Raw genomic sequence first — 18,258 nt, 5'->3', positions numbered from 1 at the left:
CGAAACTTAGCAACATTTCCGGTTCAAAACCTGTCATACTTTCTTTGTATTTTTTCTAAACATCCACTACCATTAGATTAAAAGAAAGGCAGGTAAATGTCATGACGACTATATTAATCGTTGAAGATGAACAACAAATCGCGCGTGTACTCCAACTTGAGTTGTCATTTGAAGGCTATGAAACAATCGTGACGCACACCGGAACAGACGGTCTACTCGCATTTCATGATCAACCTGTTGATTTGATTTTACTCGATGTGATGCTTCCGGGAATGAATGGTTTAGACGTTTTGAAGCGAATTCGTAAACATAATGAAACAATCCCTATCATTTTATTAACGGCAAAAAGTGAAATCCAAGATAAAGTCAATGGGCTCGATTACGGAGCTAATGATTATGTGACTAAGCCCTTTGAATTTGAAGAACTGCTTGCTCGAATTCGTGTAGCGCTGCGTTTTACTACTAAAGCAGCACCTAAACAGGAGCAAGCTTTAGAATTTGAGGATATTACATTAAATGAACAAACACGTGAAGTATGGCGTGCTGGTCATTTAGTTGAGCTGACTGTTAGAGAATTTGATTTACTTGCACATTTTATGAAGCATCCAAGGCTTGTGCAATCACGTGAACAAATTTTAAATGCGGTATGGAGCTATGATTATTTTGGCGATACGAATGTCGTCGATGTCTATATTCGTTATTTGCGCCAAAAGCTTGACCAACCATTTCAGCTTCCGTCACTTCTTTATACAGTGCGCGGTGTTGGCTATGTATTAAAGGAAGCGGCGCATGAAGCTTAAAACAAAAATCAACATCGTCTCGATTTCCTTAACTATGGTTATATTAATTAGCAGTTTTACCGGCATTTATTTTTTATACGAACATTTTGCAATTACAACAGAAGCTGAGCACTTACAAACACGCGCGTTGGAGCTTACAACAGCAATTAGTGCACTAGAACAAACTGAAGGTATTGATATGGTATTTCGTGCTCATATTCCAACAGATGGTGCCATTATCGTACAAGATGCTAACGATAAAACGTTAATTCGTTTACAAACAACAGCCGAAAAAATTGATGTGGCAACACAAAAAAACGAGCTATACACAGTAAAATCATTTGGTAACATTCCATACATCGCGATTAGTACACCCATGATTTGGCCTGATGGGCAAATTGTCGAAGCAAAATTCATTCAACCGTTACCGACAATTACCGAAAATTTAAATCGCTTATTCATTATTTTACTATTAATGACCTTACTCGCCCTTGTACCAATCTTTTTAGCAAGCCAATTGCTCGTTCGATTAATCGTCAAACCCGTTACAAAGCTAACAACAACGATGGAACGAAATATTCAGCAATCTAGCTTCGAGCAATTAGCAGTAAACGAACGCTCAAAGGATGAAATCATGCAGATGACTTCAACGTACAATACATTAATGGCACAGCTTGAAGATTTGCATGACAAGCAGCAGCAATTTATCGGCAATGCGTCACATGAATTAAAAACACCTTTAACAGTCATTGAAAGCTACGCTAAGTTATTAAAACGACGCGGAACCGAAAATGTAGAAGTTACAGATGAAGCTCTACATGCAATTATTCAGGAAAGCGCTAATATGAAGCACTTAATTGAACAAATGCTCTCACTTGCAAAGTCAGCAGAAACGACAAAAATAACAGTTAGTAACTTCGAGCTTTCATCGTTTTTACAAACCATTGCTGCAAATGTACAAACCGCCTATCACCGAGAGATTCATCTGAAAGCACCAAATGTTGTTGTCATGACTGATGAATCGATGCTAAAGCAATTACTTTTTATTTTTATTGATAATGCGAGAAAATATAGTGATGGTTTCATTGAATTACATGCTTCTGTAGATGAGTATTTACACATTGAAATTCGAGACAACGGAATTGGTATTCCAAAGCAAGATTTACCACATATCTTTAACCGCTTTTACCGCGTTAATAAAGATCGGAACCGAAAAACAGGCGGTGTTGGTATTGGATTATCGATTGCACAAGAATTAGCGCTTCGCCTACACGCAACGATTCACGTAGAAAGTGAACTCGGTCAAGGAACAATTATTCAAATTACACTTCCGCTGCATGGAGGTAATCCGTATGAATCGTAAACGTGCTTTATTTATTGTTACTATGATTATTTTAACGATGTTTGTCGTCCTTGCCGTAAAGCAATTAACGACACCCAAACAATTGACTATTGCCGAAATATCGAAGCAAGTTGAACAAAGCTATAACGCAGAAATAGTATCAGTTGTTGAAAAGTCAGATGAATTTGTCACGTCATTTAAAAAGGACGGTTCAGTTTTTGAAGTCTCCGTAAACAATGAAACCGGTCAATTTTCTGAGCTAACGATCATCCAACAAAACAATGTACCCCCTACCGAAAATACAACCGAGGAACAGCCTAGTCAACCACAAATCCCAACAATCCTTACAGAGCAACAAGTGATCGAGATTGCACTAAATGAAATTTCTGGTGAAATCGATTCGGCTGATTTTGAGAATACAACAGATGGCGGGTACTATTTTGTAGAGATGGAGCAAGGCAATCAAGAAATAACGATCCAAATTCATGCCATTACCGGAAAAATTTTATCGATTCAATATGATGATTAATTTTCTCATCAAATTCTAATTTTTCTCTCATATTGTTCTCATCTTCATTTCTTATACTAAGCTTACAACCAAAACAAAGGAGAGAATAAATATGAAGAAAAAATTAGTTGTCATTCCTGCATTATTAGTAGCAATCGGCGGAGGTGTATTGCTTGCACAAAGCGATTACTTCGAGGCAGCTTCAGTAAATCCAGAAGTAACAGCTGGCGAGGCAAAGAAAATTGCGTTGAAGGAATTTACAGGCGATATCATAAGCTTTGACTTTGATTATGATGATGGTCAACCACATTATGAAATCGATATTGTAAAGGATAGTGAAAAAGCGGAATTAGAAGTGGACGCTATGAGTGGTGCGGTGAAAATTACAGAACGAGAAACAATTTCACAAAGTACAAACCAAAAAACTTCTTCTGTTACAAAGATACCTACAAATACAGCGACAATTTCGGAGCAACAAGCGCAAGAAATCGCATTAGCTCAAGCCAATGGTACAATAACAGAAATTGAATTAGATGACGATGATGACCATGGCTTTGTTTATGAAATCGAAATCCGCAACGGCAAAATGGAATATGATTTCAAAATTGATGCTACTACTGGCGCCATCGTTGAATACAAAGAGGATTTAGAAGACTAAAATATCACCTTTATGCAATGTTTCTGAGTTATTGTATTATGATAATGTCCTATTTTTTACCTTTCATTTTTGTTATGATAATACGAGAACATTTTAGAGGTGACAATATGAATGTAAAAAATATCAATCGTTTATTCGTACTGATAGGTCTTATTATTTTAGTGATTGCCGGGCGCTACGTTATTACGAGCCAAGAGGTGGTCGAAATGCCCAATGTACAGGTCGTTACACAAACGGAAGTTATCCCATCAGTTGCTGGGAGCTATTGCTGGCATTCCTCAGGTGAAGGAAAATGCGTAGATACAGCCGCGCCACACGAAATGTTTGAAGGTAAGCAGCTTCCTTACGTAAAAGTAGCACCAAACGAAATAATTGAATTTCAATATAGCCAAAAACCAACAAGTATCTCCATCCAACAATGGGTTCAAGACTTTGATTACAAGGAAATTTCCACTACTGCACGATTTACTGCCCCATCTGAAAAAGGGACGTACATCATTTCTGGAATGGCCCGCTTTAGTAATGGTGACCGAACAGATTCGATTGCGATTGAAGTAAAATAGGTGCAATTGGAAACAGGGTATTGATTTTGTGATCCCAAACTTTTGGTGTTAAGACAAATTAACTTGATAAATACGCATTTATCACCCTATATGTGAATAAAAATTGCTAAAATGCAATACTTTATAGCCAATACGTTTCGCGTTTGTATTTATACTATTTAAAATAGAAAACATACTATTAATAGTATGTTTTCTATTTTAGTTCAAATTATTAATTATTTTAAATTAGAGTTATTACGGATCTAGGTGTGAGAGAAGGTTAGTGGGATTAAGGAAAAGCCCCATGCAAGATTTTTCTCACATAGGGCTCTATCTTTCTAACTCCACTCAATATATTTTCATAAATTGTAGTGAATTATCTGATTTGTTTGTGCACCCGGTGCATGGTATCAACGATTAAATTCCGATCGGTGTAATACTCGAATGTAGCATAGAATCATTCAAAGAAGGCATAGTCGGAATAACGATTTCCTCCGTCAAGATTGGGTCCTCATTTAATAGATTTTCATTAAATAATGGATTGTCAAAAATATATGGACTATCCATTTTCACGAAATTCCCAACGTTCACATTCACAACTAATTCCATTTTCCCGTATTTCACCGTAATCGTTGTTGAACCTTCCGTTTTTCTCGGGCTGACTAAACCGTTAGTTACAGTTACGATTTTTTTGTCTGCAACAACATAATTTGCGGCTTGTGTTACATCTCTTTCGAAGACTGTTCCATCAGGCATTGTCGTCATCTCAGAGATATAAAGTTGCGCTTGTTGATTTAGGTTCAAATTAATGTCTGTTAAGTTTGTAACAAGTATCACTTCTGGTTGAGATACAGTCACATCTACAGTTACTTCCATTTTATTATATACTACCGTGATTATTGTCGTACCTGCTGCCTTTGCTCTTACCTTACCTTCTGAAACAGCCACAACTTGCCCATCTGCAACTTTATATTTCGCAGCCGTAGTTACATCTCTTTCTTTTACTTCTCCATCAACTGAAGTTGTTACTTCTTTAACCGTTAGTTGCGCTTCATCTCCAGCTAATAAATTTAGTTGTGTTTGGTCTACCGTAATTTCTACTTTCGGTTCTTTTACAGTGACAATTACAACAACTTCATTTTTTCCGTACTTCACTGTAACGGCTGTTTCACCTTCTGCTTTTGCCGTTATTTTTCCTTCTTTTACAGTAGCCACTTTATTATCAGCTACTTTATACGTAGCGTTTTGCGTTACATTTTTTTCTGTCGTTTGGCCATCTGCCGTCGTTGTAATCTCTTTTACTTTTAAGTTTGCTTCCTTACCAGCAAGCAATTCAACATGTGTTTTGTCTACTTCCAATGTCACTACCGGTACTATCACATTCACATCTACCGTTAGTTCATTGCCACCATATTTCACTGTAATTGTTGTATTGCCTTCATTTTTCGCTCTTACTAGACCCGTTTTTGATACAGAAGCGACATTCGTATTTGCCACTTTATACTCAGCAAAATTTGTTACGTCTGTTTGCTTCGTTTTGCCATCTGCTCCTGTTACAACTTCTTTAATTACCAGTTGTGCTTCTTTTTGAGGCTCTAAATCAAGTTGTGTTTTGTTTGCCGTCAATGTCACAGTTGGTTTTGTTACTGTTACATTCACCGATAGTTCATTTTTACCGTATTTCACTGAAATCGTTGTGCTACCCGCTTCTTTTGCAGTAATTAAACCGTTCTTAACAGTCGCTACATTTTCATTTGCCACTACATATGTTGCCTGTTTTGTTACATCTGTCTTTTTAACTGTTCCATTTGGTGCCGTTGTTTCTTCAGTAATTTTTAATTGTGATTCTTTGCCAGATTCCAGCGTAATATCAGTTTTGTTCGTCGTTAACGTAACGCCTTTTTCACTAACCGTTACATAAACTGTTAACTCGTTTTTACCATACTTCACTGTAATTTCTGTGCTACCGATATTTTTCGAAATGATTAAACCATTTTTAACAGAAACTACTTTAGAATCTGCTACTTTGTACGTTGCCGCTGTTGTTACGTCTTTTTGTTTTGTTGTGCCATCTGCTGCTGTTGTTACTTCCTTAATTGCCAACTGTGCTTCTTTTCCAAGCTCTAAATTGATTTCTGTTTTGTTTGCAGTTAGTGTTACAACGGATTCTGACACTGTTACATTTACTGTCAACTCGTTTTTACCGTATTTCACAGTAATTGTTGTCGTGCCCGCATTTTTAGCTGTAATTAAACCATTTTTCACAGACGCTACTTTAGAATCTGCTACTTTGTACGTTGCCGCTTTTGTTACGTCTTTTTGTTTTGTTGTACCGTCTGCTGCTGTTGTTACTTCTTTAATAACTAATTGCGCTTCTTTACCTTTTTCCAAATCAAATTCAGTTTTATTTGCAGTCAAAGTTACACCTGGAACAATAACTGCAGGATCCTCTACCGTTACATTTACTTTTACTTCATTTTTACCATGCGCAATCGTAATTGTCGTAGAACCTTTTGCAACTGCCGTTACCTCACCATTTACAACTGTTGCAACAGATTCATCTGTAACAACATACGTTGCTTCAGCCGTTACGTCTTTGTTTGTAGGATCTCCATTTGCAGGAGTTGTCGTTTCTGTAACCGTTACTTGACCCTTTTCCCCAGTTTTTAACTTTAATTCTGTTGGGCTAACGGACAATTTTACTTCTGCCTCAGGTTCTGGTTTTTCATAAATTAAAGCTTCTCCAACATTTCCTGCTTCATCTTTCACAATTACTTTCACAGCTTCTGTCTCATCTGTTACAGGGAATGCGAATGTACCATCTTGTGCTAAATTAAATGGAACCGCATCGGCTTCTTTTCCAGCAATTGTCGCAACATAAGACGCGTGTAGTTTTTCATTTAAATCAAAATCTAAATCATATAAATATAATTCTTCATTGTATTCAATATATTTATCAACGACTTTACCCGTTGCGATTTTTTCAGCAACAGAACCTGTAATTACTGGTTTTGTTGTTTTAACAACAATCGGCCCAACGTAATCTCCTATAACTGTTGAACCAGCCTGTGCTGAAAAGTCAATTGTATAAAGACCATCTGGAATCTTTGCAACACCTGTACCACCCCAAGGTCTGTATTGACCATTCACATTTAGTGTATACGACCCTTTTCCAAGAGAGCTACTCGCGTGTAAATACCCAATATAACCATCGCCATATTCTCCACCGTCAGGATTCATAATATCCCAAATCTCGATAAAGTTTGTTGTGACATCACCTGTCAGTGTGAATGAAAGCACCGCGGAATCTTTCACACCGTCCCCATTAAAGGATAGGTCTGTTCCAGTGATTGCCATATTTTTAATTTCTGTAGTAGGTGCTGCGGTACTAAAGTCAGCCGCGAATGGTAATGAAATTGCAGAACCTCCACCGTTAATGTGAATATAACCTAAAATTTCTGAACCACTTGGAGCTGTCGCTTTTGAAGCTGTTAATGTCACATTTAGCAACTGCTCTCCAGCTAAAGTAAATGTCGGTTTGTCAACAGTCACTTTAGCATCCCCAAATGACTTCGTAACATCAACTGTCACATCATAATTCCCGCCGATACCTTTCGTATCTTTTACTAAAATTTGTTTCGTAACCGATACGTTTTCAGTTAGAGGCTGAGGACCGAATGTCACAGTACCTTTCAAGTTATCAACAATTGTACCACTGCTATCTAGCACTGCTTTATCTAATGCATAAGCAAGTACATCTGGGCGAGCTGCAGCATAGGCATCTACGCGACCAGCACCTTGAGAGAAAACATCATATTTCGTTTTATCAAGTAGTTTTGCTGTATTTGAAAGTGCCACTTTTACATCAAATGCATTCCAAGAAGGATTTGCTTGTTTGATAAGTGCAGCAATTCCTGCGATATGCGGAGTAGCCATTGACGTACCTGTTTTACGATCATACGCTTCTGAATAAACTGCATCCGGAAAATCAGCTTTATACATTGGAATTGTCGACATAATGTTTGTACCAGGTGCCGATACATCTGGTTTAATATCAAAGTTTGGTGTAGATGGTCCGCGTGAACTTGAATCATTTACTTCATCGCCCGTTGTACGTGTTGAGCCAAAGTTGCCAAACGAAACAGTTCCAGCTCCTTGTTTTAATGCTGCTCGAATCGCCTCTCCATCTGTTTGAGACAAATCAAATGTTGGTAAAAGTTCAAACGAATCACCTAAAAATGCGCCCGATGGATTCGGTGCATTCGTACCACCTGCAAAGTTGTGAATAATCGTTGCCACTGCGCCATTATCTTTTGCGTGTGCAATTTTATCCACAAAGGCAATGCTACCACGAGAAATTAATGCCACTTTCCCTTTCACATCGATGCCGTTATAATCTTTTGCTTCCCCGTTTCCAGGAACAGCAACAATTTCAAACTCACCTTGAAGTTGTGTCGCTAAATCTCTTCCAAAAGTTGTCCCCATCAATTGCAATTGTTTCGTCAAATTATAACTTCCAACTGCAACATTGACTTTTCCATTATGCATTGTTTCTGGGTTCGATGTGTTACCTACTGCAATTCCTAAACGAGCTGTTGCTGGCGTACCCATTGTGCCACGATTAGGACCCTCATTTCCTGTAGCGATAACAGAAATTGTACCGGCCATCATCGCGTTATTAATCGCAAATGATCCACTATCTGTTTCTGTGTTCGCCCCTCCACCTAGTGAAAGGTTAATGACATCCATCTTTTCGATGACTGCTGTATCAATTGCTTTCACAATACCAGAAGTCGCACCACTTCCGTATGCGCCAAGCACACGGTAAGCATATAAATCTACTTTAGGTGCAATTCCTTTAATACCATATTCGTTCGCACCGATTGCAGCGATTGTTCCTGCTACGTGTGTACCATGTGACGTATAGAACGAATTTCCTTTCTCATTAATTTCAGGCATATGTGCTGGACGCTCAACTGGAGATGTTTCTGACGCATCATCATTTGCACGGTTTCTTGTGTAGCTAGAGGAATTTGGAATAAAGTTTTTTCCACCTTTATAAATTCCCGCAAACTCTGGATGATTAGCATCAATCCCTGTATCAAGTACAGCCACTTTAATGCCTTGCCCTTCAATTCCTTCGTTCCAAAGCTTTTCAATGCCTAGGAATGAAATACTTGTATTCATCATCGCTTCCATTTGCGTATTTTTCAGTGGATTCGATGGTGTAGTAGGTTTCGTTTTTAACGGTTTTTCTTCAGACGCATGAACAATAGTGTCAGGCTCAACTAGCGTAATCCCTTGAACTGTTAGTAATTTTTCTAAGTCATCCGCTTTAACTTTTGCTGAAAAACCATTTAATACCGTATCGAATGTGTATCCTTGCTGAATATTAATATTATTTAAAGCTAATTCCTTTAATACAAAATTTTGCTGTGCTTGGACTTTCGTTCTTACTTGTTTTTCCTGTGAAGAAGAGAACGCTTTTCCACTTAAGTTGTGTATGCCTTTTTCCAGTGCGACTGGTTTCTCAGACAAGTGAATAATTACGTCAACGCCTTGATTGCCAGAAAGACCTTGTAACTCTTTGTGTAGTTTTGGTCCTCCTTCTAACACATTTAATTGGTCGGCAATTGCTGCCTTTAATTGCATCGTGCTTTCGCTTTGTGTCGTTGGTTTAAATGGTTTTAGCTCGTTTGCTGATGCAGTTTGTAACGGACTAAACAACGAAAAAACCATCGTTAATACTAAGAACAAACTAAAGAATCGATTATTAAATTTACTCTTCACTAAATCTCCCCCAAATACAGATTTTTTGCTATATAGAATGAACGAAAGAATCCTTGCTATTTTTCTATTACGTATTCTTATAACGTAGGCACTCAATAGGCTGGTAAAGCACATTTTTGGTCACTTCGGCAAGAAAATAGATTGCTAAAGCTCCCTTGTTTAAGTGCGCTGTTTCTGAGGAAGGCGACGTTTTCTAGTATTTTTATTATTTTAATAAAGAGCTACATTCTTAAAGTTCAATTTATATATGAAATTATGAGTTTATTCAACTTCCTTACTACAAATATTTTTGTAGAATGAAAGCATCCTAAATAAGGCGTTTTACTAACGTATTTCGACTTAAGAAGCCTTTTGCAAAACGGGTAAGTCAGACATGCTCCAAATTAATTCAACCCATTCTGGATGATCGATGAATGGATTTCGATTGCCCTGCCATTTGAAGATGACTTCATTTCAATTTCTCTCAAACTCGTCAACAGGATCCAATTCATGCCATTTTAAAAGCACCGAAAGCTTCCCGCTGTCCCTGTTCCGTTATACAGCTCGAGCGCTTTATTGAAGCTGCTCCCCTCTACATATTCGGAAATAACTAAATCTGAAGCATTTGATGTACTCATAGCAGTTACTGTTGTTGCAAAGGCAGGTGTTATTAAACTCGCAACTAAGCTAATAGATAGAATAGTAATCATATATGCTTCAAATTTCTACAGCCCATTTAGGCTAATCTCCCTTCACTATAAACTTGCTTCAGTAGAAATCCTACACTTCTAAATGTGGGGGATGAATAACAAGTATTCACTGAATTCGTTGAGATTATTAAATCTCTGCTGAATCCAGTAATTTCCCCAACGGATGTCACAGATTTTTACGATGAGCTTTGGAACATGTTCCAATAAATCTGGACGCAAATACGTCGGACGTAATTGATCTTTAAAAAGCAGTTACTATTGGTTGTCAATACTCGGAAACCCAAATTAACGTGACAAATTACCATCGCTCCCTTGCCATTTACTTGCATCGAATCTACAGAAATTCAAATGCTCAATATTAATGGTAGCACCGTCATTAAATGAACTCCATAAGACCTTTTGGGGGCTAATGAGAGATTTTGTTGGATTTTAGGAATATGCTTAAATATTATTCGACTGTATTTTCTTGATCCTAGTATTCCTCGTAAAACTTCGACAAATTTAACTGAAAAAGTAAAAGCCTAAGATTTTATTTTACGGAAGCAAGCGCAATAAGTTAGTTGTGCAAAAGTATCTTCTTGCCCAAAGTTGCTAGTCCCCTTATCCCTAATTTAATTGTAAAAATTCCACTTGCTTCAAAACCCTGTCTGATTAGTTCTCTTCATCAAATCGCTTTTGAACTATTTAATATTTTGTATCCACATTTCGTGCTCCATTTTACATGGTGCTTTATTTAATTTTCCGCATGACTATGTTTTCCTTAGCCGTCCATACTTCCATCTCAATCTTTTAATATACAAGATGATAGAATACAATTATTTCCTACTCTAAAAATCGCCAATGTAAAAAATAGCCCTCCAAAGCATAATTGCTTGGATAGGCTATCTCTTATATAACTTGATATGTTGATTTACTTTTTTCGAATAACCGCACGAACTGGCGCACCATCAGCACCCTCAATTTTTAAGGGCAATGCTATAAAATCATAAAGACCAGGCTCAATACAACTTAAATCTAATCCTTCAATAATCTGTATTTGATGTGCATATAATGCATGATGAGCTTGCACTTCTTTACTCGTTAACGAATCAACCGATGGATTATCGACTCCGAGTAAGAAAACCCCTCGTTCTTTTAATAATGCGGCAACCTCGGCATCGATAATTGGAATATGCTGTGGAAAACAATCTGAAATTCGATCCACCGTCTTCAATAAAATGCGCTGTACACCTTGAAAGTCAATTGCTTGTAAAAAGGCCGCGCTAATAATTGAATGCGGTCGGCAATCAATTACTAAGCAGTCACCGATAAACGTATTGACGTCTAACTGATCGATGGTTGGCCCATTATTGTCAAAATGAAACGGCGCATCTGCATGTGTGCCTGTATGCAAAGACGTTTCGATTTTCCCTATATTCACAGAGCCGGTTTGCTGTTTCGTATAGGCTATTTCAAATGAAAACGGGGTGTCTCCTGGCCAATTTGGCATCCCCTTTTTCATTGTTTGTGTAATATCAATCCACACATTACATCACCTCTAGTATTGAATAATTAAATATCCAAGTACAACTAAAATTACTGTTGGTACTACGAAAGTCATTAAAAAACGATAAACTTTATAAAAACCTTCACCCATTTGACTTCCTTGTAAAAATTCCTTCTTTACTAGTTGCTTATCCATAATATGAATAATAAAAATCGCAATGAGTAAGTTGCCAATTGGTAAAATAACATTCGACACTACAAAGTCCGTAAAGTCAAAAATATTACGGCCAAAAATTGACACATCCCCTAACGTACTATACGTTAAAGTAGAAGGTATTGCCGCAATAAACACAAGAACCCCTATCACAATTGTAATTTTGGCACGAGAAACATTCCATTTTTCTACAGTAGCCGCAACAATAATCTCATACAAACTAAATGAAGATGTTAACGTTGCAAATAAAAATAATATTAGGAACAATGCTAAAAATAGTTCTCCGAATGGCATTTGTGAAAACGCAGCTGGAAGTACCATAAATAGTAATGGTGGCCCACTTGTTACTTCCATATCAAATGCGAACACAACTGGGAAAATCGCTAGACCTGCTAAAAACGATACAAAAATACTTAACCCTACTACTGAGCCAGCTGAATTTGGTAAGCTAACATCTTTCTTCAAATACGAGCTATATGTAACAAGACATGAAAACCCGACTGCTAATGCGAAGAACGACTGTCCTAACGCATATAAAATCGATTCCCCTGTAATGTTCGAAAAGTCAGGATATAAGAAGAATTTAATCCCTTCCATCGCCCCATCTAGCGTTACAGCACGCACAACTAAAATAAAGAACATGATGAATAATAGCGGCATCATAAATTTATTCGCTTTTTCAATCCCGTTTTGAACACCTAATGCAATAACGATAATGTTTGCAATCGTAAATAATGCAAGACCCACTAATGCGATCCACGGTGTACCTGTTACTTGTCCGAAAAATGCACCAGGGTCTAAATTCGGATCAATAACATTGCCAACAACTGACACGCCACTATATACAAAAATCCAGCCACCTACTACACTGTAAAATGATAGCAGTAAAAAGCAACCGATAATACCTAGCTTACCGATCCAAGCCCATGCTTTCGTATTGGGTGCTAATACTTTATAAGCGGTTACTGCTTCCTTTTGTGCTGCACGACCAATGATATATTCCGATAATAACATCGGTAAACCTATTAATAACGTTAATAGAACAAAAATTAAAAAGAATGCGCCGCCACCACTTTGACCGGCTACATAAGGCATTTTCCAAATCGCCCCGAGCCCAATCGCTGCACCAGCTGACGCTAATACAAACCCTAATTTACTTGACCATTGTCCTTTACTCTTCTCCATCTAACTCACTCCACTCTATCTATCTGTCTCTAAACTATAATGTTGTTCGTAAATCCCAAAGCTCTGGGAAAAAACGATGATCAAGCACTTGGCGTAAATAGTTCACACCAGAGGAGCCACCAGTGCCTATTTTAAAACCAATAATACGCTCAACCGTTTTCATATGACGGAAGCGCCATTGCTGTAATGCATCTTCAATATCTACTAACTTTTCTGCCAATTGGTATAAATCCCAATAGGTATCGATATTTTCATACACAGTTTTCCAGGCTGCCGCAACGGAATCGTCACCACTATATACTACAGAAAAATCACGATTAATCAATGCTGGATTTATTTCCAACCCTGCTTTTACGAGCGCTTCAATCGCTACATCGTATATACTTGGCGCTTCATAGGCCTGTTTTAATTCGTTTAATATCGCTTGATCTTTTTCATAAATTTTTAAGATATGCTTACTTTTATAGCCAAGTGCAAATTCGATTAGGCGGTATTGATAGCTTTGAAATCCTGAAGCTTTTCCGAGCGAATCACGGAACTGTAAATATTCAGCAGGTGTCATCGTTGCAAGAACATCCCATGCTTGAATAATTTGATGCTGGATTTTTGATACACGAGCGAGCATTTTGAACGCAGGTTGCATGTTCCCTTGCTGAATTGTTGTAATGGCAGCCTGTAATTCATGGATTATAAGCTTCATCCATAGCTCGCTTACTTGATGAATAATTAAAAACAACATTTCATCATGATGCTCTGATAAGCGCTTTTGACTCGATAATATGGCATCTAACCCTAAATACTCGCCATACGTCATATCATTTTTAAAGTCGGTATGAATGCCTTTTTCCGCACTGATTTTTTGTTCTAAGTCTGAAATCGATTTTTTGTCCATCAAATTTCCTCCTTATGCAATAACATCTCGTTTATTTTCAAATGATTCATACACTTTCTCATGCATAATGCGTTTTAAAATTTGAACAGCTTGCCACACTTCTGCAAATGAATTATATAACGCAACCGGCGCTAAACGAATGCCATTCGGTGCACGGAAATCAGGAATAACTCCTTCACCTTTTAGAGCCTTACAGATTCGTGCTGCCTCATCATGAACTAAAAATAAATGCCCGCCACGAGAATGATCTAGTGGGTTGCCGAAAGTGAAGCTATTTGGAATTTCCTGTTCAAGACAATCCATCATAAATTGGGTTAACTTCAGTGATTTTTCACGTATAGCATCTATCCCTACTTCACTAAACAACTCAAGTGAGCCTATAATAGGCGCTAAACTTAATACATGTGGCGTGCCAATTTGATATGCCCCCGCGTCGCTTGATTGCGTTAATGTAATGTCTAAATCAAATTGTTTATTTTTTTTCGATCCAAACCAACCCGCTAAGCCAGGTGCAGTGCCAAAATGTTTTTCATGCACAAATAGCCCAGCAACGGAACCTGGCCCACCGTTTAAATGCTTATAATTACACCAAAAAGCAAAGTCCGCACCAATGTCATGGAGCTTGTGTGGAATTGAACCGATTGAATGACATAAATCAAAGCCAACAATTATATTTTTTTCATGTGCAGCCTTCGTAATCTCCTGTAAATCGAGGACTTGACCACTGCGATAAAGGACCGCTGGCAATACCGCCACGGCAACATCATCCGTCATTGCCTCAATAATGTTTTTTGTAGTTAACGTTTGCCCGTCCTGTGATTTCACTAATTTCATATGGTTTTTTGACAAATCATGTAGCGTAAGCTGACTCTGAATTGCATATAAATCCGACGGGAAATTTAGTTCGTCTGCTAAAATTTTATTTTTGGTTTCAGTTGGTTTGAAAAAACTTGAAAGCAGCTGGTGCAAGTTCGTCGTTGTAGAACCTGTTAATACAACCTCTTCTTTTTTCGCACCAACAAGCGGTGCACAAAGATCCCCTAAATTTTCCGATAAATAAAACCACGGGTAGTCTCCAGAAGTCCAACCATCAATACCATGTTCCTTCCATGAATGTAATAATGTGAGTACACTTAATTCCGAACGCTTTGATAATAAACCAAGTGAGTTTCCATCAAAATAAATTTGACCGGGTTGTTTATAAAATTCTTCTGCATAGCTATTTAACGAATCTTCGTTATCGAATTGCTGCGCTGTTTCAATTGTAATCATCGAATCACCCTCTTACATTAGTTTATTTAATCGTAAAGTGAATTACATTATTTGTCAAAGTATTCCGAAAACAAAAGTAACTCTTTGTAAAGAAGTAACTACAGCTGAATGAATAGGTATAAATACGTAGGAAACATTAACGAAATATTGACAAACCGTAGCTTGCGCCAACCGTTGTTATCATACTTTTGTTCGATGATGATATTAATGAATGCGAAAACAAACCCTAACAAATAGATTCCTGCGATATGAATGTTTGCATTACTTGACATTCCTCCCACAAAAAACAAGAACAACACAAAAATATAACAAATTGTCATGATACTTTGCATATAATGCGAATGCATCGGTAGCTTTCGCTTCGGATCTTCTTCAACACGCATTTTTTTATCAATGTACATATTGCCACCAAACAGTAAAACAAAAATGATCACAAGCAAAAGATATTGCCACGTTTGGTAGCGAGTATTCATAAACGAAATAAAGCCTGAGCCCTCTGTAAATTCATAATAGAGGCCTTTGTGAACGTCTTTAATATATATTCTATTTGCTGTTAAATATTCATAGAAGACAAGATTGGAGCCATCGCTATAGGTAAATCGATAGGATTTAGACACTTTTGGCTTAACTGGTGGTTCTTCAATTTGTTGTAGAGTATCGAGTGAAGCTTGCATGGTTTTCAGCTCATCCTCAGCCATTGTCTGACTAACTCCTAAATAATAATTTGATTTCGGATCACCTTCACCATCTCTCACTAAAATTGATGTTAAATAGGCGTCTGAAGAAAGGTTTACGGTGTTATCCGGGATCGGCATTGTCGCAACTAACAATAACACGAGTAGCACTATTGAAAACGCTACTGCTGGTAATTGCCAATGGAATGGCTTTTTGTTTATTCTTCTTTGGATTCGTTCGAAATCAGCTTGTTTTTCAACCTCATCAATTTTTATGGACTGTAAGTGATTTAACTGTTTTTCATCAAGCATTGCGCACACCTCCTAACAGTTCACGTAACGCCTTTAATCCACGCGCGGTATCATTTTTAACCTTTACTTCCGTTGTATTTAATATTTGCGCTGTCTCTTTGACAGAATACTGCTCGATATAGCGTAAAATCACCACTTCACGGTAATTCGTTTTTATTTGCTGTAAAGCATTGTATAGCGTCTCATTTTCGGCATTTTGTAATGTAACTTCTTCTGGTAACTTGGCATTCGCTGGCGGTTCCTTTTTTAATGTAAAAAAGCCGATTAACTTTTTTCTGCGATAATGATCGTATACCAAATTCCGAGCAATTTTTAGTAAATACAGACGTTCATTAGCATCATAATTTTTTTGATAATAGCGGTAAAAGGTTTCTTGCAGTAAGTCATGCGCTAAATGGCAATCATTAGTTAAGTAAAGTATGTATTTATAAATCGCTTCATAATGCGTATCAAAGATGTCTCTTCGCAAAGTACCTCCCCCTTCTTAGTTGTATAAACGAATGACGATTAGTTTGGAATCAGTTGTTTTTTAAACTTTCAAATAAATTCCCAAAAAGAAAAACCTGAACATGGATTTCATGCTCAGGCTTCTTATTACACACCCATTTTACGGCGCGTATTGCTTGTTTTCTTCGATTGCTGGCTCTTCATTTTTTTCGCTGACGTGTCACCTTTTAAATTGTTTTTACCGCCACCCGCATTGTTCTTTTTCGCTTCTAATTGTTGCTTTACTAGCTCTTGTAAGCTTAAAGTTTTCTTTTCTGTTTGCTCAGACATTAGGCAAACCTCCTTTTTATTACATGTTAACTCAGTATAATGCAAAATGCCTCGTTTTGTAAAAGAAATTACGATAACCAGCGCTCTTTTACCTCCGCATCAAGTAGCCCAATTTTTTCAAAATGCTCAGCTATTACTTGCATAAGCATTTCCTCATGCTCTTCCACCTGTATGATACGGAGCACACGGTTAACAATAGGAGCGGCTTTACGATCTATTTCAAACATTGTATTAAATGCACGTACGCGTAAAACGGGATCCTCGCTTAAGGCGGCCTCTTCAAGTTCTTCAAGTAGAACCATTACACTAAAATGCGCGAATGGATTTTCATATAGATCACAGTAAATGCGCTCGATTACTTGCTCGGTCGTAGTACCTAACAATAAATCATTCATGTAAAACCCTGTCTCCCGCTGCTCTATGCTATGTATATCGAAATCAATGAATTCCTGATTTTCTACGATAAAATAGTGTAACGACGGTGTTAAATGTTCAATATAACTAAATACATCTGTATATTGCTCACGCTCGGTAAAAGCTTTTGGACGATAAACAAAGCTTGCCTTTACATCCGAGAAATCAATCGTCCATTCGTCATATGGAGAGCTGGACAGCACACGAAACCCGTAGCCATTTGATATCTCGATAAGTTCATCATACACATAGTCGCGCGCAAGCTCACCCGTTTCCTGTGCCTGCATAAACGTTGACGAATCATCGCTTTTGGTGTAAAGCCACCTCGCATATCAATGAGTAACGTCACATTGCCATCCTGACGCTTGATATTTAATATTGCGCCATCATGCAAAGAATCGTTAAAAACTTCAGCAGTTGCTTCATCGAATTTTGTTGCAATCAATAGACGATTTTTATACATGTTCTCGAAGTGGACCTGATGTGTGGCAATCGTTTGTTCACACCAGTTCAAATAATCCCGCCATTGATCTGACATGCTATATAATGTTCCGCTATCAATTGCTCCATGAAAGCGCTCCGGAATCCATTGTTTTTCAGCCTTTAACTCTTGCATTGAATACGTCAATCTATCTAAATCTATATCGCTTTCTGGAAAATATGCTATATGCGCTACATTAGCTTGATGCTGTGTTTCTTTCGATAAATAAAACATTCGAGCCTCC

At 37.6% G+C, this 18,258-nt stretch carries 16 protein-coding genes and 1 pseudogene; 5 read left to right on the top strand and 12 right to left on the bottom strand.

The window, feature by feature from the left end; all coding sequences use genetic code 11:
• Positions 1-101: 101 nt before the first annotated feature.
• From LZ480_RS08050 to LZ480_RS08030, 5 genes are all read left to right on the top strand, one after another.
• Positions 102-800: a response regulator transcription factor gene (locus LZ480_RS08050; RefSeq protein WP_241368894.1), complete on the top strand. Its 699-nt coding sequence runs from the start codon at positions 102-104 to the stop codon at positions 798-800.
• The gene (locus tag LZ480_RS08045; protein WP_241368893.1) at positions 790-2,142 is read left to right on the top strand and encodes a sensor histidine kinase; all 1,353 of its coding nucleotides are present in this window, start codon (positions 790-792) and stop codon (positions 2,140-2,142) included. Before LZ480_RS08050 ends, LZ480_RS08045 begins: the two co-directional genes overlap by 11 nt.
• Positions 2,132-2,650, top strand: coding sequence for a PepSY domain-containing protein (locus LZ480_RS08040; protein WP_241368892.1), 519 nt, complete (start codon positions 2,132-2,134; stop codon positions 2,648-2,650). Before LZ480_RS08045 ends, LZ480_RS08040 begins: the two co-directional genes overlap by 11 nt.
• A gap of 91 nt (positions 2,651-2,741) precedes the next feature.
• Positions 2,742-3,287 (top strand): PepSY domain-containing protein, encoded by a 546-nt coding sequence (locus LZ480_RS08035; protein WP_241368891.1) that lies wholly within the window; start codon positions 2,742-2,744, stop codon positions 3,285-3,287.
• Between the two features lie 107 nt (positions 3,288-3,394).
• Positions 3,395-3,850, top strand: coding sequence for a cAMP-binding protein (locus tag LZ480_RS08030; protein WP_241368890.1), 456 nt, complete (start codon positions 3,395-3,397; stop codon positions 3,848-3,850).
• Positions 3,851-4,246: 396 nt separating this feature from the next.
• On the opposite strand, the gene LZ480_RS08025 is transcribed toward LZ480_RS08030, so the two are convergent.
• The 12 genes and pseudogenes from LZ480_RS08025 to LZ480_RS07970 form a co-directional block, all read right to left on the bottom strand.
• Complete coding sequence (locus tag LZ480_RS08025) at positions 4,247-9,619, bottom strand: S8 family serine peptidase (RefSeq protein ID WP_332844025.1); 5,373 nt, start codon at positions 9,617-9,619, stop codon at positions 4,247-4,249.
• Between the two features lie 339 nt (positions 9,620-9,958).
• Positions 9,959-10,138, bottom strand: a pseudogene (locus LZ480_RS08020) (endonuclease); the annotation flags it as partial.
• Entirely contained in the window at positions 10,117-10,308 is a 192-nt protein-coding gene (locus LZ480_RS08015; protein WP_241368889.1) for a hypothetical protein, read from the bottom strand. The pseudogene LZ480_RS08020 and the gene LZ480_RS08015, both read right to left, overlap by 22 nt.
• A gap of 910 nt (positions 10,309-11,218) precedes the next feature.
• On the bottom strand, positions 11,219-11,833 hold the full coding sequence (gene kynB / locus LZ480_RS08010; RefSeq protein WP_241368888.1) for an arylformamidase: 615 nt from the start codon (positions 11,831-11,833) through the stop codon (positions 11,219-11,221).
• 12 nt (positions 11,834-11,845) lie between these two features.
• Positions 11,846-13,192, bottom strand: coding sequence for a sodium-dependent transporter (locus LZ480_RS08005; protein ID WP_241368887.1), 1,347 nt, complete (start codon positions 13,190-13,192; stop codon positions 11,846-11,848).
• Between the two features lie 34 nt (positions 13,193-13,226).
• A complete protein-coding gene (gene kynA, locus LZ480_RS08000) occupies positions 13,227-14,084 on the bottom strand; it encodes a tryptophan 2,3-dioxygenase (RefSeq protein WP_241368886.1) in 858 nt (285 codons plus the stop codon).
• Positions 14,085-14,096: 12 nt separating this feature from the next.
• On the bottom strand, positions 14,097-15,356 hold the full coding sequence (gene kynU / locus LZ480_RS07995; protein ID WP_241368885.1) for a kynureninase: 1,260 nt from the start codon (positions 15,354-15,356) through the stop codon (positions 14,097-14,099).
• Between the two features lie 98 nt (positions 15,357-15,454).
• On the bottom strand, positions 15,455-16,342 hold the full coding sequence (locus LZ480_RS07990; RefSeq protein ID WP_241368884.1) for a hypothetical protein: 888 nt from the start codon (positions 16,340-16,342) through the stop codon (positions 15,455-15,457).
• Complete coding sequence (locus LZ480_RS07985; protein WP_241368883.1) at positions 16,335-16,811, bottom strand: RNA polymerase sigma factor; 477 nt, start codon at positions 16,809-16,811, stop codon at positions 16,335-16,337. Before LZ480_RS07985 ends, LZ480_RS07990 begins: the two co-directional genes overlap by 8 nt.
• 125 nt (positions 16,812-16,936) lie before the next feature.
• Entirely contained in the window at positions 16,937-17,119 is a 183-nt protein-coding gene (locus LZ480_RS07980; RefSeq protein ID WP_241368882.1) for a hypothetical protein, read from the bottom strand.
• 68 nt (positions 17,120-17,187) lie between these two features.
• Positions 17,188-17,736: a hypothetical protein gene (locus LZ480_RS07975; protein ID WP_241368881.1), complete on the bottom strand. Its 549-nt coding sequence runs from the start codon at positions 17,734-17,736 to the stop codon at positions 17,188-17,190.
• Complete coding sequence (locus LZ480_RS07970; protein ID WP_241368880.1) at positions 17,685-18,248, bottom strand: DUF4085 family protein; 564 nt, start codon at positions 18,246-18,248, stop codon at positions 17,685-17,687. The genes LZ480_RS07975 and LZ480_RS07970 overlap by 52 nt, the downstream gene beginning before the upstream one ends.
• Between the last annotated feature and the right edge of the window lie 10 nt (positions 18,249-18,258).

The organism is Solibacillus palustris, assembly GCF_022549215.1.
GTDB classification, from domain to species: Bacteria; Bacillota; Bacilli; order Bacillales_A; family Planococcaceae; genus Solibacillus; species Solibacillus daqui.
Note: the sequence above shows the minus strand (reverse complement) of the source record. Positions and strands in the feature narration are given on the sequence as shown.

What these genes read in the sequence shown, in the direction of transcription:
- LZ480_RS08050 (WP_241368894.1), top strand. Translation starts at nt 102, where the DNA reads ATGACGACTATATTAATCGTTGAAGATGAACAACAAATCGCGCGTGTA.
- LZ480_RS08045 (WP_241368893.1), top strand. Translation starts at nt 790, where the DNA reads ATGAAGCTTAAAACAAAAATCAACATCGTCTCGATTTCCTTAACTATG.
- LZ480_RS08040 (WP_241368892.1), top strand. Translation starts at nt 2,132, where the DNA reads ATGAATCGTAAACGTGCTTTATTTATTGTTACTATGATTATTTTAACG.
- LZ480_RS08035 (WP_241368891.1), top strand. Translation starts at nt 2,742, where the DNA reads ATGAAGAAAAAATTAGTTGTCATTCCTGCATTATTAGTAGCAATCGGC.
- LZ480_RS08030 (WP_241368890.1), top strand. Translation starts at nt 3,395, where the DNA reads ATGAATGTAAAAAATATCAATCGTTTATTCGTACTGATAGGTCTTATT.
- LZ480_RS08015 (WP_241368889.1), bottom strand. Translation starts at nt 10,308, where the DNA reads ATGATTACTATTCTATCTATTAGCTTAGTTGCGAGTTTAATAACACCT.
- LZ480_RS08005 (WP_241368887.1), bottom strand. Translation starts at nt 13,192, where the DNA reads ATGGAGAAGAGTAAAGGACAATGGTCAAGTAAATTAGGGTTTGTATTA.
- kynA (WP_241368886.1), bottom strand. Translation starts at nt 14,084, where the DNA reads ATGGACAAAAAATCGATTTCAGACTTAGAACAAAAAATCAGTGCGGAA.
- kynU (WP_241368885.1), bottom strand. Translation starts at nt 15,356, where the DNA reads ATGATTACAATTGAAACAGCGCAGCAATTCGATAACGAAGATTCGTTA.
- LZ480_RS07990 (WP_241368884.1), bottom strand. Translation starts at nt 16,342, where the DNA reads ATGCTTGATGAAAAACAGTTAAATCACTTACAGTCCATAAAAATTGAT.
- LZ480_RS07980 (WP_241368882.1), bottom strand. Translation starts at nt 17,119, where the DNA reads ATGTCTGAGCAAACAGAAAAGAAAACTTTAAGCTTACAAGAGCTAGTA.
- LZ480_RS07970 (WP_241368880.1), bottom strand. Translation starts at nt 18,248, where the DNA reads ATGTTTTATTTATCGAAAGAAACACAGCATCAAGCTAATGTAGCGCAT.